Here is a 19,954-nt window from a genome sequence, read left to right on the forward strand (position 1 = left end):
TATAGACGCATGCTCGTCATTCCGGATAATTTCTTGCGGGCTATACCGACAGAAACAGCGCGAACGATTCTTCCACCGTTCGGCGCAGAAGCTTTTGGTACAATTCGTGGTTAGCATCGCCGGGCGCGACCCGACCCAGCGAGGGCTTCGCGAAGTTTCGGAGCGGCACATAAGCGATCGGCGCTGCGATCGGCGTCAGCTGCGAGCCGGGACCGGCGCGGAGCGTCGAGATGATCCCGTACATCTCGCCGGCGACCGTCGGCCGCGACACAGTGATCACGCGATGCTGGCCGTGCTTGATGATGACGAGATAGATGAAGCCGGACTGATGCGGCACGGCGACCTCGCCGGTGTGTTCATAGGCGGCATCGGTCCGCTCGCCCTCGCGGAACACCAGTGAAGAGACCTTCGGCTCCCAGACGATCTCGGTGCGGTAGGCGAAGATCGCGTCCTTGTCGCCGAACGACGGTCGCAGCGTGATGTAGACGTCCTCGAGCCACGTCACCGCGCGATGGGCATAGGAGCCGAGGCTGTCGGGCGCGACATCGTTTGCGGCCGGAGGCGTCACTACGGCGGCGCTTCTGCGCAGGGAGACGCCCAGCGCCTGCTCCAGCCGCACCGTGGTCGCCAGCGTGAACGGCCGTCGGCCGCCGAGCACCTTCTCCAGCGTCGACAGGCTGAGCTTGGCCTGCTCGGCCAGCGCCTGCCGGGAGATCCGGCGCCTGGCGAGCTCCTCGCGAATGGTCTCCGCGATCTCGCGGCTCTGCTCGTCCGACAGCTGCTTGTCGGTGAATTTGTCCTGCGTCTGCATCGTGGCCCTGCTCCAGGACGACATCCTAGCAGGACGGACAAACCAGCACAAAACCGCACTTCGCCATCTCGGAGGCGGCCGGCCGGGCCGGCCGTGGCGGAACATTGCCGATCATTCTGCTCGCGAAATCGGGCCGTCCCGGCGGATGCTCGGGGCCAGCAAACATGCTCGGGAGCAGGCCAAATGGATACTTTTGACACGACGGACAGCAACGAACACCCTTGGCTGGGCAGACTGATCGTGGTCGGACTGTTCCTTCTGGCGCAGGGCATCGCGGTGATGCTGGTCGCCTTCGTGGCCCTGCTGGTGAGCTTCGAGCCGGGCTGGTCGGCGACGACGGAGCAGGCCAGCCTGCTCCAGCCCGGCGATGCCAAATCCGGTTCTCTCCTCCTCAAGGAGGATGGCGCCTACACGGAAGCGATCCGCCTCGGCATCGACGTCGACATCACGGTGTCGGGCCCGACACTGCGAGCACGAGTCACCCAAATCTTTCGCAACCCGACGAAGGACTGGGTCGAGGCGACCTATGTCTATCCGCTCCCCGCGGACGGCGCCGTCGATTCGCTGAAGATGGTGGTCGGCAACCGCGTCATCGTCGGGGACATCAAGGAGCGGCAACAGGCGCGCATGATCTACGAAGAGGCGCGCCGCGCCGGCCAGAAGGCCGCGCTCACCGAGCAGGAGCGGCCGAACATCTTCACCAACTCGGTCGCCAATATCGGCCCTGGCGAAACCGTGCTGGTGCAGATCGAATATCAGGAGCCGGTGCATCAATCCGGCAACGAATATTCGCTGCGCCTGCCGCTGGTGGTCGGGCCGCGCTACAATCCGGCGCCGATCGTCCAGAGCGTCGATTTCCGCAACGATGGCTCCGGCTGGGGCGCGACCAACTCGGACCCGGTGCCGGACCGCGACCGCATCTCGCCGCCCGTGCTGGATCCCGCCAGGAATGCACCGGTCAATCCGACCAGCATCACGGTGCGTCTGAACGCCGGCTTTGCGCTCGGCGAGGTCACGAGCCCCCATCATAACGTCAAGGTCGCGAGCCCGGACAATACGATGCGAATCGTCTCGCTTGCCGACGGTGCCGTGGCTGCCGACCGCGATTTCGAACTGACCTGGAAGCCAGCGGCCGTGAAGGCGCCGTCGGTCGGCTTATTTCGCGAGCGCGTCGGCGACGCCGATTATTTGCTTGCCTTTGTCACCCCGCCCGCCGCCGAGCAGGCGACGCAGAAGCCGCGGCCGCGCGAGGTGATATTCGTGATCGACAATTCCGGCTCGATGGGCGGCACGTCGATCGTTCAGGCCAAGGCGAGCCTCACCTACGCGCTCTCCCGTCTCCAGCCGACCGACCGTTTCAACGTCATCCGTTTCGACGATACCATGGACGTGCTGTTTCCGGTCTCCGTCGCGGCGGATGCCGAGCGTGTCGGTGAAGCCACCTCGTTCGTCAGCGCGCTGCAGGCGCGTGGCGGCACCGAGATGGTGCCGGCGATGCGGGCCGCGCTGACCGACAAGCTTGGCGACGCCGGCATGGTTCGCCAGGTCGTATTCCTGACCGACGGTGCGATCGGCAACGAGCAGCAATTGTTCGAAACGATCACGGCGATGCGCGGCCGCTCGCGCGTGTTCATGGTCGGCATCGGGTCGGCGCCCAACACCTATCTGATGACGCGCGCCGCCGAGCTCGGCCGCGGTGCCTTCACCCATATCGGCTCCGTCGAGCAGGTCGAGGAGCGCATGCGCGGCCTGTTTGCCAAGCTCGAGAACCCGGCCGTGACCGGGCTGAGCGTAAAGTTCTCCGAAGCGAAGGCCGACGTCACACCGACGATCATTCCCGACGTCTATCGCGACGAGCCGCTGGTGCTGGCGGCAAAGCTCGACACGCTTGCGGGCTCGGTCGAAATCAAGGGCCGCGTCGGTGACCGCCCATGGTCGGTGACGCTGCCGCTGCAAAATACGGCCGAAGGCAACGGCCTGTCGAAGCTTTGGGCCAAGCGCAAGATCGCCGATGCCGAAGTGGCGCGCACCCTGCGCGAAATGACGCCCGAAGACTCGGACAAGGCAATCCTGGCACTGGCGCTCGACCATCAGATCGTCACGCGGCTCACCAGCCTCGTCGCGGTCGACAAGACGCCGAGCCGTCCCGAAGGCGAGCCGCTCAAGCCCAGCGAATTGCCGATCAACCTGCCGGCCGGTTGGGATTTCGCGAAGGTCTTTGGCGAACGACAGCAGGTCCCAGCGCAGCTCCGCGAGCGTCACGCCGATGCACGCAACCAGCCGGCCACGAGGCGACCGACGCCCGCTGCACCGGATGCGATCCGCCTGCCCAAGACCGCGACCTCGGCCGAGCTGAAAATGACCGCAGGCCTGATCTTGGTCGTGCTCGCCCTGATCCGGTTCGTGTTCAAGCGGCGTCAGTCCTTGCTCACTGACGCCGCTTGAGAGAGGAGCCCCCCGAACTCCTCTGTTAGCGCGCGCGGCTGCCCGTCCCACACACCAACGGCCGCGCGCGCCTTTTTGAACTCGCCCTCTCACCTTCGTCATTGCAAGCGAAGCATCCAGAAACTCATCCACGGAGACAGTCTGGATTGCTTCGTCGCTTCGCTCCCCGCAATGACGGGAATTAGTACAATGCCGCGCATCATCTCTCCCCTCGCTCTCGCCCTGATCGGCATCATCCTGTTCGGCGACGGCGCCTACATCCATGCCAAAGCATGGCTCGCGCAGGTGCTGCTGGAGCGCGCATTCGACCAGAGCGTTGCGACCGGCGAGGTGGTCAGGCCATGGTCATGGGCCGATACTTGGCCGGTTGCGCGAATCGAGGTGAGGCGGATCGGCGCCCGCGCGATCGTACTGGAAGGCGCGAGCGGCCAGGCGCTCGCTTTCGGGCCCGGCCATATCCGCCAAACGGCTGACGCGGGCGAGCGGGGCGTTGCCGTATATGCAGCGCACCGCGACACTCATTTCCGTTTCCTGCGGAATGTCGCCATTGGTGACCTGATCGACGTCACACGCAGTGATGGCAAGCACTTTCGTTTTCGCGCGGATTCCTCCGCTGTGGTTCGCTTCGATGCCTCGGGGATCGATCCTGCGGCACGGGCAGCCGAACTCGTGCTCGCGACCTGCTGGCCGTTCAACGCCGTCGCGTCCGGCCCCGAGCGCTACATCCTGCATGCTACCCTGATCGGCACTGATGAATAGCGGTTCGCAATCGATCCGCACCCCCCTCTTGAATCCGCCCGACCTGTAGGGACAATGCCGCTCGATGGAACCCCTGAACCGGCGCCGTCGACCGCAGACCCATCAGAATGGCCTATTGAGCATTTCCGCTGTAATTTGCGAGAAGACGGTGATGGATGAGGAGTTCAGGCAGCGTCTCGAACAGCTGGAAAGCCGCGTCGCGCTCCTGGAGAGGAACCAGGATCTTATCGCCGCCGGGCAAAGACGCTCCTCGCTTCGGAGCCTCTGGCGCCGCCCGCCGATGTGGACCTTCGAGCAATATCCGCCGCGCCTGCTCAACCTGACGGCTTTCCCGCGAGCTCCTGCGATCCATCCGGGCGCGCCCAGAATCGCGATGGTCACTCCGAGCTACAACCATGCGCAATATCTCGGCGCCACGATCGACAGCATCGTCAGCCAGAACTATCCGGACCTGTATTATCACGTGCAGGACGGCGCCTCGATCGACGGCACGCTCGATCTCCTGAAGAGGCGCGGCGATAGCCTGAGCTGGAGCAGCGAACCGGACAAGGGGCAATCCAGCGCCATCAATCTCGGCTTCGTCGGCGCCGAGAGCGAGATCATGGCCTATCTCAACAGCGACGACGTGCTGCTGCCCGGGACACTTGCGTATGTCGCAAATTACTTCATCGCACATCCGCGTGTCGACGTCGTCTACGGCCATCGCGTCTTCATCGATCGCGAGGGACTCGAGGTCGGCCGCGCCGTGCTGCCGCCTCATGACGGCAAGGCGTTGCGATATGCCGACTACATTCCGCAAGAGACGATGTTCTGGCGCAAGCGCGTATGGGACAGGATCGGGCCGATCGACGAGAGCTTACACTACGCGATGGACTGGGACTTCATCCTGCGGGCGCAAGCCGCAGGATTCAAATTTGCACGCTTGCCGCGATTTCTCGCCTGCTTCCGAATCCATGACGCACAAAAGACGGCATCGACCTATGCGGTCGGCGTCAGGGAGATGGGCATCCTGCGGCGACGCATTCTCGGCTTCGAACCGACACAGATGCAGATCCGGCGCGCCATCGCTCCTTATCTGGCGAAGCAGCTGGCCTATCACTACGCCTACAAGCTCGGCATCCTGCGATACTGAACCACGGCGCGAGCAGTGATCCCAAAATGTCGATCACCAGGGCTTGGCGCGCGCTCATTCCACCGCACGGCATACCCGCCCACGTGGTTGCCAGTCCGAAGAACTCGCCATAGAACAGAGACGCACCGCCAACAAGAACAACAGGTGAGGTCACACCATGGAAGCTCGCGTATCTGCCGCCTCAGCTTCATCGCGCCCATGGTCTCCGCCGCCCGATGCCAGCGACATCGTCAAGGGCATCCACGCCCTGCTGCATCCGCGCAACATCGTGCTGGTGGGCGCGACCGACAAGCCCGGCAACTATGCCGAGCGCATCTGGAACAATTTGGTCAAATACGGCTACGAGGGCGGGCTCTATCCCGTCAATTCCAAGCGCGACACCATCTGGGGTGTCCCCTGCTACAAGGACTTTGCAAGCCTCCCGGAGAAGCCCGACCACGTGCTGGTGCTGGTGCCGGCGCGCTTTGCCGTGCAGGTGATCCGCGATGCCGCCGCGGCCGGCGCGCGCTCGGCCACCATCGTCACCTCGGGCTTCAGCGAGTTGCAGGACGAGGAAAGCCAGAAGCTCGCCGCCGAACTGCAAGCGGCCGTGCGCGAGACGGGATTGGCGGTCACCGGCCCGAACTGCCTCGGCAATTTGAGCGCGGGCGAAAAGCTCTTCACCAATATCGACGACCGTATCGTCACCATGGAACAGGGCGCGGTGGCGATTGCCGGGCAATCCGGCGCCATCGTCATGGCGATCCGCCAGGCCCTGGAAGATCGCGGCGTCGGGGTCGGCTACATGGTGACGACCGGCAACGAGGCAGGGCTCGAGACGCCGGACCTGATGCGCTATTTCGCCGAGGATCCTAGCATCAAGGTGATCGTGGTCTACCTCGAAGGCGTGCGCAACACCAAGGCATTCCGGGACGCCTGCAAGGCGGCGCGCGCCGCGAGCAAACCGGTGATCGCGCTCAAGCTCGGAGCGTCCGAGGGCGGCCGCGCGGCGGCGATGGCACATACCGGCGCGCTCGCGGGCTCGATCGAGACCTTCGACGCCATTGCAACGCGCGAAGGGGTCATCAGGGTCGGCGGGCTCGACGAGCTGATCGAGACCACCGAATGTTTCGTCCACGCCGCAGTGCCCAGGGGCGACCGGCTCGCCGCAGTGACGCTATCCGGCGGCAAGCGCGGCATGCTGATCGACGCCTTCGATGCAGAAGGCCTGAATTTTGCACCACTCAGCTCGCATGTCGGCTCGGAGCTGGCAAAGATGCTCGGGCCGGGCTCGATCGTCGGCAACCCGCTCGACGCCGGCTTTGCCGCGGTGGTCGATCCCTCCGTCTACATGAAATCGATCGGGCTGATGATCGACGACCCCGATATCGACATCGTCATCATCGATGCCGAGCTGCCGAAAGCGCCGCACGAGCTGCGCGAGCGCAATCTGCGCATCGTCGACGAGATGGCGAGCCGGGCCGGCAAGCCGGTGATCTATATCAGCGCGATGTCGATCGGCTTCACGGAGTTCACCAAGACCTTGCGCAAGTCGCTGCCGCATCTCGCGGTCATGCAGGGCATGGATCGCGCGGTGACTGCGATCAAGTCGCTGCTCGACTACGCCAAGCTGCGCAAGGAAGTGCCTGATATCGTCTCCAGCTCGAAGCCTGCAGCGCGCGCCGTGCTTGAGAAGGCGCTGAAATCGGCAATTGGCGCCGCGCTCGACGAGGTCGCCTCCAAGAAGCTGCTGAAGGCCTATGGCATCCCGATCTCGAAGGAGGCAATCGCACAGGCGGCAGCCGAGGCCGTGAAGATCGCCAAGCAGATCGGCTTCCCCGTCGTGGCCAAAGTCGTCAGCGCCGAGATCCTGCACAAATCAGATATCGGCGGCGTGGTGCTGAATCTCAACAACCCGGCCGCGGTGAAGAAGGCGTTCGCCGACATCACCGCGCGGCTGAGCAAGCTGAAGGGCAAGCCGAAGCTCGACGGCATCCTGATCGCGCAACAGGTGAAGGCAGATCTGGAACTGGTGGTCGGCGCCTCCCTCGATGCCGAGATGGGCCCGGTCGTGCTGTTCGGCACTGGCGGCATCGACATCGAGCTGATGAAGGACGTCGCGCTCGCCGGCGCGCCGCTGGACGAGGCTGAGGCTCGACTCCTGATCGGCCGCACCAAGGCCGGTATCAAGATGCGCGGCTATCGGGGCAAACCGGCCTTGCACGAGGCCTCCGCGGTGAAGGCGCTGGTCGGCCTGTCCAACCTGATCGCGGATGCTGGCGACCGGATCGCCTCGATCGACGTCAATCCGTTCCTGATCAATGCCAAAACAGGCGTCGCCGTCGATGCCCTGATCGTGCTGAACAATGCTGCGGCCAAGAACACCGCCGGGCATTGATGTCGCTGAGGGCGGTTTAGCGCAGCGTAATCCGCCAATCCTTGCGACAAAACGCGAGAGGAAGTGGCGGGTTACGCTTCCCTAACTCGCCCATCCTATTATTGCGGCCACGCCATCATCCTTCCAACTTCCCCGCTTTGGCCGTAAAATCATCCCGCATGGCACGCGCGAGCAATCTGGTGATCGGAACGGCGACGCTGGCGGTGATCGCCGTGGCGTTCGGCGGCGTGCTCGGCGTGCAGAAATGGCGCACCCTCCAGAGCCGCAGCCAGTTGCGCGTGGTATTCGAGGGGGGCTCCGCCAGCGGATTGCGCCGCGGCGGACCGGTCAATTTCGATGGCGTCCCCGCCGGCCAAATCCTGTCGATCAAGCTGGACAATCCGCGCAAGGTCGTGGCCCTGGTGATGCTCGACAATACCGCGCCGATACGCAAGGACACCGTCGCGGGCATCGAGTTCCAGGGCCTCACCGGCGTCGCCGCGGTCTCGCTGATCGGCGGCGCGCCCTCGGCGCCGCCAGTGCCGCTGGACTCGGACGGCGTCCCCGTGCTGACCGCCGATCTCAGCGATGCCGAATCGATCGTCGACACCCTGCATAGCGTCGACCGTACGATCGTCAGCAACGCCCCGGCGATCAAGGAAGGCCTGCGCACGTTCGAGAACTACACCGCCGATCTCCGGAGCAAGGGCGGCGAAATCGATTCCGTCATGGCCAGGGTCGACAGCGCCTTCGCGGGCTTCGACAAGGCGGTCACAAAGATCGAAGGCGTGGTGCCCGGCTTTGCCGACGGCAAGGCGGATGAGCTGTTCGAAAAGATCCAGGGATTGCACGAACTCGCCGACACCATGAAAAAGAAATCGGCGAACTTCCTCGATGACATCCGTCGCTCGCTGCTCGACGTCAGCGAAGCCGCCAACAAGATGAGCGGGACACCCACGCCGGCCGCCGCTCCGCGACCGCCCCGGAAGCCGGCGCAGCAGAAACGGTAGCGCCTACCACGCGTAGCGGACGACGCCCTTGCCGGCGTAAGAGCGGGTGACGTTCGAGAACTCGCCCTCGAAAGTCGCCGACGCAGACCAGCCGTTCATCCAGCTCATCTGCACCGCCGCTGTGGTCAGCGCGGAATCGTGTGCTTGGGCGGCGCCGTTCACCACGAACGCCGATCCCGGCAACGTTTGGAAGACCGCACCGATGGTGCGATCCGGATTGTAGTCATGCGCCCAGGCGACGCGGCCGCGCAAGGTTATCAGGCCGCCGGCTGCGGCAAAGGACTTGTCCGCGCGCAGGCCGAGTTCGGTGCGGGTGCTGGTCACGTCCTTGGCGGCATAATTCAGCGCGAAGACGTTGCTGCCGACCACAGCGAACTCCGAATAGCTCGGAAGGCTGAACACGGTGGCCTGGAGCGCCGCATAGGGGGTGAGGCCGATCCACTGCCAGGCATAGCGATAGCCGCCCTCGACACGGCCCGAGAGCGCGTTGGCGTTGAACTGCGCACGCAATTGATCCACGCCGGCGGCGGTGACGATGCGATTGGTCGTGACGTCCTGCCAGCCATAGGCCAGCGCGGCCGTGACATAGGCCGGTCCTGCGTTGTGACGCACGAAGGCGCCGGCCTGGAACAAATCCGAGCGGCCCCAGCCGAGCCCGGTGACATTGAAGCCGGTGCCGCCGCCGGCGAGCGCAAAACCTACGATCGTCGACGGCGAGAAGCGATAATCCAGACCAACCGCCGTGCCGTACACGCTGCTGGTGGCGTTGTTCGAGCCAAGCGCCGCATTGCCGTCAGTGGCCTGCGAGCCGCCATAGCCGGCGGCCCAGACGTCCCAGCGCTGCTCGAATGTCAGCGGCGGTGCCTTGCGGTAGATCGAAGCAAGGGCTTCGTTCGCGTTCTTGCGGGTCGCGGCATAGGCAGTCGCGTTCGTCTCGTCGGCATAGGGCGTCGCGCCCGGTGCGCCGCCGCGTCCCGCGCTGAAGACGTCGGTCAACAAGCCGATAAATTGGTTCATCGCATTGAACGTCGTCTGCTGCGATCCCGTCCCTGATTCGCCGGAGGCTTGCGTCAGTCCCGTCGGCGAGAGATTCGCCAGCACCACGGGAAGGCTGCCGGTGTTGTCGAAGTAGTGCGTCAGAATGTTGGCGACATTCTGCTGGTTGATATTGAGGCCGCCGCCATAGCCCAGCGCGAGATCCAGGAAGACGTTGTTGGGGTCGTAGCTCAGGGTCGCATGCAGGTTCGATGACAAACCCGCGACGACCGGATTGAAGCTGTCGGGCAGCGTGCCCGCGTTCAGGATCGTGTAGTGCTTCGCGATCGAGCCGGTCGGTACGACGACGACCGTGGCGCCGGCGAGCGTCGCCGTTCCCGTGACGACCGCGACGCCGTTGCTGGTGCCCGAGACCTGCACCATGTAGTGCGACGCCGACGTAAACGAGAGATCACCGGACACGTTGAGCGTCCCGGTGGGACTGCCCGGTGCTAGCGTACCGCCGTTGACGGAGATGGAGCTTCCGACCGTGCCGACGCCACCGAACGTGCCGCCGGCCGCGACACTCACATTGCCATTGATGGTGCCGGCCAGCGTGAGCGTGCCGCCCAGCACGTTCCAGTCCTGATTACCCGTGCCGGTCACCGTCCAGGTCGAATTGTCGACCTTGTTGAAGGTCGAGAAGCCGTCATACTGAAGAAGGGGACCGATCAGGTCGAGGTTGAACGTATCCTTGCCGATGCCTCCGAGCTGGAACGTGTCGACGCCAGTGCCGAGCACCAGGCCGTTGATGATGCTGCCGGGTCCTAGCGTCAGCGTGTTGGGGCCGCAGACACAAAACTCGATTGCAGCGATTCCGGCCGCAGCGTTGATGGTCCCGGAGTTGAAGACGTTGGCCCCGCCGCTCACGCTGATGCCGACGCCGCCAGCACCGACGGTGATGGTTCCGGTATTGACAACGTGGTTTGTCGTTGTGAACGAGCTCACGTCGATGCCGAAGCCGGAATCGCCGACCGTGATCGTACCTCTGTTGATGATGGTGTTGGAATCACCGAGAGCTACGATGCCCTCGGCGAAATCGGCCCCTGTGATCCGTCCATTGTTGCTGATCGTGGAGGACAGGCCCGTAAACGCGATGCCCGCACCGCCCAGACCCACGCTGATCGTCCCGTTTTGGTTGATCGCGACCCGATTGCCCTGCACCGCAATGCCGGCGGACGTGCCATCGCCCGACTTGATCGAGCCACTATTGGTGACCTTGGCGTCATCACCGAACAAGGCGATGCCGGCACCAAAGTCGCCGGCCGTGATTGCGCCGAAATTGCTGACGATTTGAAAACTACCCTGCATAAAGATGCCAGCGGCACCCTGCCCGACCGAAATCGTGCCGGTGGCGGTGTTGGTGACCGTGTTGTTATCCATGGTCGCAACGATGCCGCCGGAGAAGCCGGAGGAATCGCCGACCTTGATCGCGCCTGCATTGGTCACGGTCGTGCCACCGAACGAAGCGAAAATCCCGATTGAATCATCGAGTCCGGTGATCGTGCCCGTCGCGGCGTTGGTGATCGTGTTGCTCTGGACCGCGAAGATGCCCGCGCCCGACGCGCCGATGGACAGCGCACCGCTGTTGCTAACGCTATTGTTGTTTCCTACCGAGATCGCGCTGCCGTGGTCGCCGGTGGTGACGGTCCCGGCATTGATGATGATGTTGTGATCGAGCGCGGAGATACCGAGGCCGTTATCAAGCACCGTGATGGCGCCGTTGTTGGTCACGGTGTTCGAATTGCCGCCATTGATGCCGGTGAGGCCCGAGCCCGCCGCCACCGTGCCGTTGTTAGTGATGACGTTGGTGTCATTGACGTTGATCGCCGCCGTGCCGTTATCGTTGACGCTGGCGCCAGTCAGCACATTTACGGTCAGATTGGTGACGCCGCCGCTTGCCGCAAAGCCGTCGGCATCGGTGCCGCTACAGGTGACGGTCTGCCCGCTTGCCGCCGGGTCGGGCGCGCAGTCCGCCTGCGCAGGTGTCGCCGATAGGCCGAGGCTGAGAACGACCGCCACGACAGACGAAGCGACCGCGGCAAGGCGCAGCCCAATCCGACCAGCCTTCGGCGGCCCAAATTCCACTTTGATGCCCTCAGTCCAGCGCTCCCCAGCGGCGCCGCCGGCAAACTAGGCCGCCGGGCCCCTCCGTGGAACTACGGAATCGGCGGAATCGCTGGGGACAGCAAAACCGGACTGATTCAGCGGACCATGTTGCACCAGAGGCACGCTTTTCCGGCGCAGCCTGGTCGATCCACGACGTTTGCGTGTGCGGTTCGGTCGCAGTATTGACCGTCGTTCACATCAATGACTGATCATCTGGGGCGGCGCCGCGTCCCAACGGGAGCGAGCGGCACGCCTTCACACACACTGATTTGGGCAACGGCTTAGTAATTGGTGGGCGCCGCTTCATTCGGGATGCCGTCGATCGGGCATTCGGCGGTACCGGGCGTCGCGCGCGTCATCGCCTCGACCATGTCCCGGGTGCCTTCGGGATCGGCGATCCAGTTCTTGTAGAAATCATAGGGGCAGACGGCGAGGCCGCGCGGGCTTTCGCCGGAATTGATCATGCCGGTGTAGCCGCGGTGGACCAGCTTGTAGAGATGGTTCTGCGACTGGCCGTTGCGGCGCGCATCGCGGATCAGATGCTTCGACAGCTGGGCATATTGGATGCCGTAGTCCTCCTCGCCGCACTCGCCGAGGGTGCGGCCGTCGAAACCGATGATCGCGGAGTGACCGAAGTAAGAATAGACGCCGTCGAAGCCGGCAGCGTTGGCGACCGCGACATAGACATTGTTGGCCCATGCCATCGCTTTTGAAATCAGGATCTGCTGCTCCTTGGCCGGATACATGTAGCCCTGGCAGCGCACGATCAGCTCGGCCCCCTTCATGGCGCAGTCGCGCCAGATCTCCGGGAAGTTGCCGTCGTCGCAGATGATCAGGCTGACCTTCATCCCTTTCGGGCCGTCGGAGACATAGGTGCAATTGCCGGGATACCAGCCCTCGATCGGCACCCACGGCATGATCTTGCGGTACTTCTGCACGATGTCACCCTTGTCGTTCATCAGGATCAGGGTGTTGTAGGGCGCCTTGTGCGGATGCTCCTCGTGGCGCTCGCCGGTGAGCGAGAACACGCCCCACACCTTGGCCTTGCGGCAGGCCTCCGCAAAAATCGCGGTCTCTTCACCGGGCACCGCGCAAGCGGTCTCATACATCTCCTTGGAGTCGTACATGATGCCCTGGGTGGAGTATTCCGGGAAAATCACCAGGTCCATGCCGGGAAGGCCGGTCTTCATGCCCACCACCATGTCGGCGATCTTGCGGGCGCTGTCGAGCACCTCGGCCTTGGTGTGCAGGCGCGGCATCTTATAGTTGACCACCGCGACGCCGACGGTGTCGTTGCTGCTGGAGATGTCACCGTGAAGCATTTGAATTGCTCCTCTACTCTGTTTGAGATTGCCGCGTGAATCAGTGACTGATCATCCAGGGCCGCGCGGTGGGAAAACCCTTGGCACCGCTCCTGGTCTTGGTCACCAGCCGCGCCGGCTTGTTCTTATCCGGCGCGTTCTTTGACGAATTCTTGCCCGTGGAGCAGCAGCCGCAACCGGGGCCATGCGAGGCCTTGTATTGCGCCAGCGTCTGCGGCGCGTGCGTGCTGCGCTCGTTGGCGGCGTGAGCCTTGCGCGTCTCCGACGGCATGCAGAAGAAGTTCGGGGCGGTCAGAATCACGCGGGGCGCCATGATTTCACATTGCGGACAGGCTTGCGGATCGTCGCATTCGGCCATCGGGCGCATATCCTTGAACGGACCGCAATCGTCACAGAGATATTCATAGACCGGCATCGCATCATCCCTACGCTGTTGTCTGTGAGAGAACTGTCGCGGCGGATGCGGGGCGGCAGATACGCCGTCTCGCATCCGGTCGCGCAGGGATTACTTGTCCGGCGATATCGGCATCTGGATATCGCCCTTGATGTGCTTGATCGGACCTGCCGAGGACGGCATCACGTCGAAGTCGAAGATTTCCGTCGGCAGCCATAATGTGGCACAGGCATTGGGCACGTCGACGACGCCGGAGATGTGCCCCTGAACCGGTGCCGTACCAAGGATCGAATAGGCCTGGGCGCCGGAGTAGCCGAACTTCTTCAGATATTCGATCGCATTCAGGCAGGCCTGGCGGTAGGCGATGGTGACGTCGAGATAGTGCTGCTTGCCGGCCTCGTCGACCGAGATGCCTTCGAAGATCAGATAGTCCTTGTAGTTCGGTGTGATCGGCGACGGCTTGAAGATCGGATTCTTGACGCCGTACTTCGCCATGCCGTCCTTGATCACCTCGACCTTCAGATGCAGCCAGCCGGCCATCTCGATCGCACCGCAGAAGGTGATCTCGCCGTCGCCCTGACTGAAGTGGAGATCGCCCATCGAGAGACCGGCGCCGGGCACGTAGACCGGGAAGTAGATCTTCGAGCCGCGCGAAAGGTCCTTGATGTCGCAATTGCCGCCATGCTCCCGCGGCGGCACGGTGCGCGCGCCTTCGGCTCCGATCTTGTCCTTGACCTCGCCCTTGGCGCGGCCGCCATGAGCGGTCGGCGCGAACGGCGGATTGGCGAGGCCGGGCACACGGGTCGGATTGGTTGCGATCAGCTCGGCCTCGCGCTTGTTCCAGGTGTCCAGCATCTTCGGATCGGGGAGACAGCCGATCAGGCCGGGATGGATCAGGCCGGCGAAGTTGACGCCCGGAATATGCCGCGACGAGGTGTAGAGACCCTTGATGTCCCAGATCGACTTCTGCGCCAGCGGGAAATGATCCGTAAGAAATCCGCCGCCGTTCTGCTTGGAGAAGAAGCCGTTGAAGCCCCACATGCTCTCCTTCATCGGGCCAACGTCGAGCAGGTCGACGACGAGGAGGTCACCGGGCTCGGCGCCCTTGACGCCGATCGGGCCGGAGAGGAAGTGCACGATCGACAGATCGATGTCGCGCACGTCGTCGGCGGAATCGTTGTTCTTGATGAAACCGCCGGTCCAGTCATAAGTCTCGATGATGAAGTCGTCGCCGGGATTGACCCAGGCCACGATCGGAATGTCGGGGTGCCAGCGGTTATGCACCATGTCATTTTCATAGGCCGACTTGGTGAGATCGACCTTGATCAGTGTCTCTGGCATCGAGAGGCTCCCCTTTTACACGGTTGGTTAGACGGACAGATATTTCGAGACCTGTGCGGCATCGACGGCGCCGCGCGGATCATCACGGACGATCTCGCCGTTCTCGATCACCAGCACACGGTCGGCGATATCGAGCGCGAAGCTCAGGACCTGCTCGGACACGACGATTGAAAGCCCCTTCTCGTCGCGGATGTGCTTGAGCGTGCGCGCCATCTCCTTGATGATCGACGGCTGGATACCTTCGGTCGGCTCGTCGAGCAGCAGCACTTTTGGCTTGGTCGCCAGCGCACGAGCGATCGCGAGTTGTTGCTGCTGGCCGCCGGAGAGATTGCCGCCACGGCGGTCCTTCATCTCCAGCAGCACCGGAAACAGTTCGTAGATGTCACCGGGCACTTCGGTTCCGCCGGAGACCACGAGGCCGGTCTCGATGTTCTCCTTCACCGTCATGGTAGAAAAGATCATGCGGCCTTGCGGCACATAGGCGAGCCCCTTGGCCACCCGCTCGTAGCTCGGCAGGCTGCCGAGCTCGGCGCCGTCCATGGTCACCGAGCCACTCTTGGCCGGCAGGATCCCCATCAGCGATTTCATCAGCGTGGTCTTGCCCATGCCGTTGCGACCCATGATCGCCACGATCTCGTTGGGCGCGACTTTGACGTTGAGCCCGTGCAGCACCTCGCTCTGGCCGTAGGCGACGTGAAGATCAGAAATAGCCAGCATCGTCGCGCTCCTTAGTGACCGAGATAAACTTCGACGACCTTGGGATCGTTCTTCACCTTTTCCATGGTGCCTTCCGAGAGGATCTGGCCCTGGTGAAGCACGGTGACCTTGTGCGCGATGTCCTCGACGAACTTCATGTCGTGCTCGATCACGAGCACCGAGCGGTTTTTGATGATGCGGTTGAGCAGCTCGGCGGTCTTGGTGCGTTCGGACACGCTCATGCCGGCGACGGGCTCGTCCAGCATGAGCAGGTCAGGATCCTGAATCAGCAGCATGCCGATCTCGAGCCATTGCTTCTGGCCATGACTGAGCTCGGAGGCATAGGTGTTGAGCTTGTCCTTGAGGAAGATCATCTCGGCAACCTCTCCGACGCGTGACCTCACCAGCTGGTCACGCTGGAACGTGAGTGAGCCGAATACGGTGCGGCCGCGCGGAAACGAGATCTCGAGATTCTCGAACACGGTGAGGTCTTCGAACACCGACGGCGTCTGGAACTTGCGGCCGACGCCGGCCTTGACGATCTCGTTCTCCTTCAGCTTGGTCAGCTCGGTCCCGCGAAACTGGATCGAGCCTTCGGTCGCCTTGGTCTTGCCGCAGATCAGGTCAAGCACCGTGGTCTTGCCGGCCCCATTGGGGCCGATGATGACGCGGATCTCGTTCTCCTCGACGTAAAACGAGAGATCGTTGACGGCCTTGAAGCCGTCGAAGGAAACCGTCAGCCCGGAGACCGCGAGCAGGAATTCCTTGGGCTGATGACCGACGAGCATGATCTATCTCCTCACTGCCAGCGTGGCATCGGCATCGCGATGACCGACGAGCATGACCTATCTCCTCACTGCCAGCATGGCATCGGCATCGTGATGACCGACGAGCATGATGGTCTCCTCACTCTGCTGGTGCGCCGTCGGCAACCGAATTGTCGCTCCAGCCCGGCTTCTTGCGCGAGGCGAAAAGGCGGTCGACGCGCGGCTGCACATAGTCGGCCCAGAGCCCCGACAGGCCGTTCGGGAAAGCGAGCACGACCGCGATGAACAGCGCGCCGAGACCAAACAGCCAGAGTTGCGGAAAGGATTCCGACAGGCTGGTCTTGGCGAAGTTCACCAGAATGGCCCCCCATATCGCGCCAAAGATCGACATCCGTCCGCCGACCGCGGTGTAGATCACCATCTCGATCGACGGCACGATGCCGACAAAGGACGGCGACATGAAACCGACATTGAGCGCGAACATGGCCCCGCCGATCGCGGCGAAAACCGCGGCCATACAGAACGCAAAGATCTTGAAGTTGGCGACGCTGTAGCCGGAGAAGCGGACGCGGTCCTCCTGTTCGCGCATAGCCACCAGGATGCGGCCGAGCTTGGTCAGGCGGATGAACTGCGCGATGCCGATGCAGGCGAACAGCAGCACCACTTCGACGAAGTACAAGATGACCTTGGCGTGGTCGGGCCGGATGTCCCATCCCTTGAGGGTGCGCAGGTCGGTCATGCCGTTGATGCCGCCGGTGTAGCCCTGCTGGCCCACGATCAGGATGGTGAGGATGGCCGCCACCGCCTGGGTGATGATGGCAAAGTAGGTGCCGCCCACGCGCCGCTTGAACATCGCAGTGCCGATGATCAGCGCGAAGATGCCGGGGACCAAGATGATGGCGAGGATGGTGAAGGCGAGACTGTGAAACGGCTGCCAGAACAGTGGCAGTGACGTGATCTGATTCCAGTCCATGAAGTCCGGGATGCCTGGCGTCGACTGGATTTTGGTATTTTCGACGCTGGAGGCCTCCAGCTTGAGGAACATCGCCATGCAATAGCCGCCGAGGCCGAAGAACACGCCCTGCCCCAGACTGAGAATGCCGCCGTAGCCCCAGCACAGCACGAGACCGAGCGCGACGAAGGCGTAGGTCAGATACTTCGCGACGAGGTTGAGACGGAACACATCCAGCGAGAGCGGCAGGATCACGAACAGCACGGCGGCCAGCACGAGGAAGCCCATGAGCTCGGATCGATTGAAGAAGCGTGAGTTGATGACCATGACTTGCCTGCTTCTTGTTATTTGCGGACCTTGAGGGCGAAGAGACCCTGCGGCCGCAGCATCAGGATTCCGACAACGGCAAGCAGCGTCAGCACCTTAGCCATCGAGCCCGACAGGAAGAACTCGAGGGTGGATTGGGTCTGCGAGATTGAGAAGGCCGATGCGATGGTGCCGAGCAGGCTTGCCGCGCCGCCGAACACGACCACCAGGAACGTATCGACGATGTAGAGCTGTCCGGAGGTCGGCCCGGTCGAGCCGATCATGGTGAAGGCGCTCCCAGCGACACCGGCAATGCCGCAGCCGAGGCCGAAAGTGTAGCGATCCACCTTTTCGGTGTTGATGCCGACGGCACCGGCCATGATGCGGTTCTGCACGACGGCGCGCACCTGTCGACCCCAGCGCGATTTGTACATCACGTAGGCGACGCCGACAGTGATCAGGACGGTGAGGCACATCACGAAGACGCCGTTGATCGGCACTTCGATGCTGTCGGTCACGTGCAGCGAGCCGAGCATCCATTGCGGCAGCTCGACGCCGACCTCGCGCGCGCCGAACACGGAGCGATAGGCCTGTTGCAGGATCAGGCTGAGGCCCCAAGTCGCGAGCAGCGTGTCGAGCGGGCGCTTGTAGAGATGCCGTATCAGCACCCATTCCACCAGCATCCCCAACGCACCGGATGCGACAAAGGCCAGGATCATCGCGAGGAAGAAATAGCCGCTGAACAGGCTCGGCAAATAGGATTGGAAGAAGCTCGAGGTCATCCAGGTGACGTAGGCCCCAAGGATCATGAACTCGCCATGGGCCATGTTGATGACGCCCATCTGGCCGAAGATGATCGCAAGACCCAGCGCCATCAGGACGTAGACGGAGAACAGGATCAGTCCTGCAAAGCCCTGCATGACGAAGATGGAGCCAAGGTCACCAAGCGAGTAGTCGCCGAACATCGATGTCCTCCGTCGGGAAAGGGTCCCGCGTCGCGAGCAGGTTCGCGACGCGGGGGTCTTGGGCGTGGATTTGCGGTCCACGCCAGGGAGAGGTTTTGCCTGAGAGGGAAACGGCGACGAACGCCGTGACTAACTGATAGATCTCGTCTTACTGGTAGCCCTTGGGGAACGGATCCGGCTCGACCAGATCGGCGGTCTCGTAGATCAGTTCGAACTGGCCATCGAGCTTGGCGCGTCCCACCCGGGTCTTCGACCAGAGGTGATGATTTTCGTGGATGCGCACATAGCCTTCCGGAGCGCCCTTGAACTCGATGCCCGGCGACGCCGCGGCGATCTTGTCGATGTCGAAGGAGCCCGCCTTCTCCACCGTCAACTTCCACAACCACGGTCCGAGATAGGCAGCCTGGGTGACGTCTCCGATCACGGTCTTCTCGCCCCACATCTTCTTGAACGCAGGAACGAAGGTCTTGTTGTTCGGATTGTCGAGCGACTGGAAGTACTTCATGCAGGCATAGGCGCCCGCGATGTTCTCGCCGCCAATGCCGTCGATCTCGTCTTCGGTCACCGAGATCGTGAGCAGCGCCTGCTTGGAGAGGTCGATGCCGGCCGCCTTGAGCTGCTTGTAGAACGCGACGTTCGAGCCGCCGACGACGTCGGTGAAGATCACGTCGGGCTTGGTCAGCTTGATCTTGTTGATGACCGAATTGAACTGCGTATTGCCGAGCGGATAATACTCTTCGCCGACCACCTTGCCCTTCAGCACGTTCTCGACATGCTTGCGCGCAATCTTGTTCGAGGTGCGCGGCCAGATGTAGTCGGAGCCGATGAAGAAGAACGACTTGGCGCCCTTCTCCTTGGCGATCCAGTTCAGGCCGGCGAGGATCTGCTGAGTGGCTTCCTGACCTGTGTAGATCACGTTCTTGGACTGCTCGAGACCTTCGTAGAAGGTCGGGTAATAGAGCATGCCGTTGTACTGCTCCATGACGGGCAGCACGGCCTTGCGGGACGCCGAGGTCCAGCAGCCCATGATCGCCGCGACCTTGTCGTTGACCAGCAGCTTCTTGGCCTTCTCGGCAAAGGTCGGCCAGTCGCTGGCGCCGTCTTCCTGGATGAACTTGATCTTGCGACCGAGCACGCCGCCCATGGCATTGATCTGCTCGATGGCAAGCTTTTCGGCTTCGATCGAGCCGGTCTCGGAGATGGCCATGGTGCCGGTCGCCGAATGCAGGATGCCGACCGTCACCTCGGTGTCGGTGACCGCGAGACCCGTGGTGTTGACTGCCGAGGTCGCTGGGGCCTGCGCAAAAGATGCTCGCGGTAGCATGGTGATGGCCGGCACGGCCGCCATTCCCATCAATAATTTGCGCCGGAGCGGCGATAACAGGCCCTTGTTCGCTTCGTCTGACATGAGCACCCCACTGTTGTTCGAGGACACGCGATTGGTGCCGTGAGGATGGCTCGAATTTGTGCACTGCAAGCATACGCAAGATCGCGTATACTGCACCGCAAAATGACGACGTAGGCTTTTGGTACGGATTTTGCGAGGGGGTCCGG

The 19,954-nt window shown here is 62.9% G+C and carries 15 protein-coding genes; 5 read left to right on the forward strand and 10 right to left on the reverse strand.

Going from position 1 to position 19,954, the window contains the following annotated elements:
- Positions 1-40 precede the first annotated feature (40 nt).
- Complete coding sequence (locus IVB19_RS35440) at positions 41-811, reverse strand: helix-turn-helix transcriptional regulator (protein ID WP_247295928.1); 771 nt, start codon at positions 809-811, stop codon at positions 41-43.
- Between the two features lie 183 nt (positions 812-994).
- On the opposite strand from IVB19_RS35440, the gene IVB19_RS35445 reads away from it, so the two are divergent.
- The 5 genes from IVB19_RS35445 (at position 995) to IVB19_RS35465 (ending at position 8,513) form a co-directional block, all read left to right on the forward strand.
- Entirely contained in the window at positions 995-3,256 is a 2,262-nt protein-coding gene (locus IVB19_RS35445) for a marine proteobacterial sortase target protein (RefSeq protein ID WP_247820800.1), read from the forward strand.
- A gap of 189 nt (positions 3,257-3,445) precedes the next feature.
- Positions 3,446-4,015, forward strand: a complete 570-nt coding sequence (locus IVB19_RS35450; RefSeq protein ID WP_085361925.1) for a class GN sortase — start codon at positions 3,446-3,448, stop codon at positions 4,013-4,015.
- Positions 4,016-4,166: 151 nt separating this feature from the next.
- Positions 4,167-5,147: a glycosyltransferase family 2 protein gene (locus tag IVB19_RS35455; protein WP_085361926.1), complete on the forward strand. Its 981-nt coding sequence runs from the start codon at positions 4,167-4,169 to the stop codon at positions 5,145-5,147.
- Positions 5,148-5,304: 157 nt separating this feature from the next.
- Positions 5,305-7,524, forward strand: coding sequence for an acetate--CoA ligase family protein (locus tag IVB19_RS35460; RefSeq protein ID WP_247820802.1), 2,220 nt, complete (start codon positions 5,305-5,307; stop codon positions 7,522-7,524).
- Between the two features lie 158 nt (positions 7,525-7,682).
- Entirely contained in the window at positions 7,683-8,513 is an 831-nt protein-coding gene (locus tag IVB19_RS35465; protein ID WP_018455949.1) for an MlaD family protein, read from the forward strand.
- 3 nt (positions 8,514-8,516) lie between these two features.
- Here IVB19_RS35465 and IVB19_RS35470 read toward each other — a convergent pair whose 3' ends face one another.
- From IVB19_RS35470 to urtA, 9 genes are all read right to left on the reverse strand, one after another.
- Positions 8,517-11,636, reverse strand: coding sequence for an autotransporter outer membrane beta-barrel domain-containing protein (locus tag IVB19_RS35470; protein ID WP_247295926.1), 3,120 nt, complete (start codon positions 11,634-11,636; stop codon positions 8,517-8,519).
- A gap of 302 nt (positions 11,637-11,938) precedes the next feature.
- A complete protein-coding gene (locus IVB19_RS35475; protein ID WP_018455947.1) occupies positions 11,939-12,979 on the reverse strand; it encodes an aliphatic amidase in 1,041 nt (346 codons plus the stop codon).
- A gap of 40 nt (positions 12,980-13,019) precedes the next feature.
- Complete coding sequence (locus IVB19_RS35480) at positions 13,020-13,394, reverse strand: FmdB family zinc ribbon protein (RefSeq protein WP_018455946.1); 375 nt, start codon at positions 13,392-13,394, stop codon at positions 13,020-13,022.
- A gap of 90 nt (positions 13,395-13,484) precedes the next feature.
- Positions 13,485-14,714: a formamidase gene (gene fmdA, locus IVB19_RS35485; RefSeq protein ID WP_007598072.1), complete on the reverse strand. Its 1,230-nt coding sequence runs from the start codon at positions 14,712-14,714 to the stop codon at positions 13,485-13,487.
- Between the two features lie 27 nt (positions 14,715-14,741).
- Complete coding sequence (gene urtE / locus IVB19_RS35490; protein WP_018455945.1) at positions 14,742-15,431, reverse strand: urea ABC transporter ATP-binding subunit UrtE; 690 nt, start codon at positions 15,429-15,431, stop codon at positions 14,742-14,744.
- An 11-nt stretch (positions 15,432-15,442) separates the two neighbouring features.
- A complete protein-coding gene (gene urtD / locus IVB19_RS35495; protein WP_018455944.1) occupies positions 15,443-16,198 on the reverse strand; it encodes an urea ABC transporter ATP-binding protein UrtD in 756 nt (251 codons plus the stop codon).
- Between the two features lie 118 nt (positions 16,199-16,316).
- Positions 16,317-17,456, reverse strand: coding sequence for an urea ABC transporter permease subunit UrtC (gene urtC / locus IVB19_RS35500; protein ID WP_018455943.1), 1,140 nt, complete (start codon positions 17,454-17,456; stop codon positions 16,317-16,319).
- Between the two features lie 17 nt (positions 17,457-17,473).
- Positions 17,474-18,400 (reverse strand): urea ABC transporter permease subunit UrtB, encoded by a 927-nt coding sequence (gene urtB, locus IVB19_RS35505; protein ID WP_018455942.1) that lies wholly within the window; start codon positions 18,398-18,400, stop codon positions 17,474-17,476.
- 148 nt (positions 18,401-18,548) lie between these two features.
- On the reverse strand, positions 18,549-19,808 hold the full coding sequence (gene urtA, locus IVB19_RS35510; protein WP_018455941.1) for an urea ABC transporter substrate-binding protein: 1,260 nt from the start codon (positions 19,806-19,808) through the stop codon (positions 18,549-18,551).
- Between the last annotated feature and the right edge of the window lie 146 nt (positions 19,809-19,954).

The organism is Bradyrhizobium sp. 187 (assembly GCF_023101005.1).
GTDB classification, from domain to species: domain Bacteria; phylum Pseudomonadota; class Alphaproteobacteria; order Rhizobiales; family Xanthobacteraceae; genus Bradyrhizobium; species Bradyrhizobium canariense_D.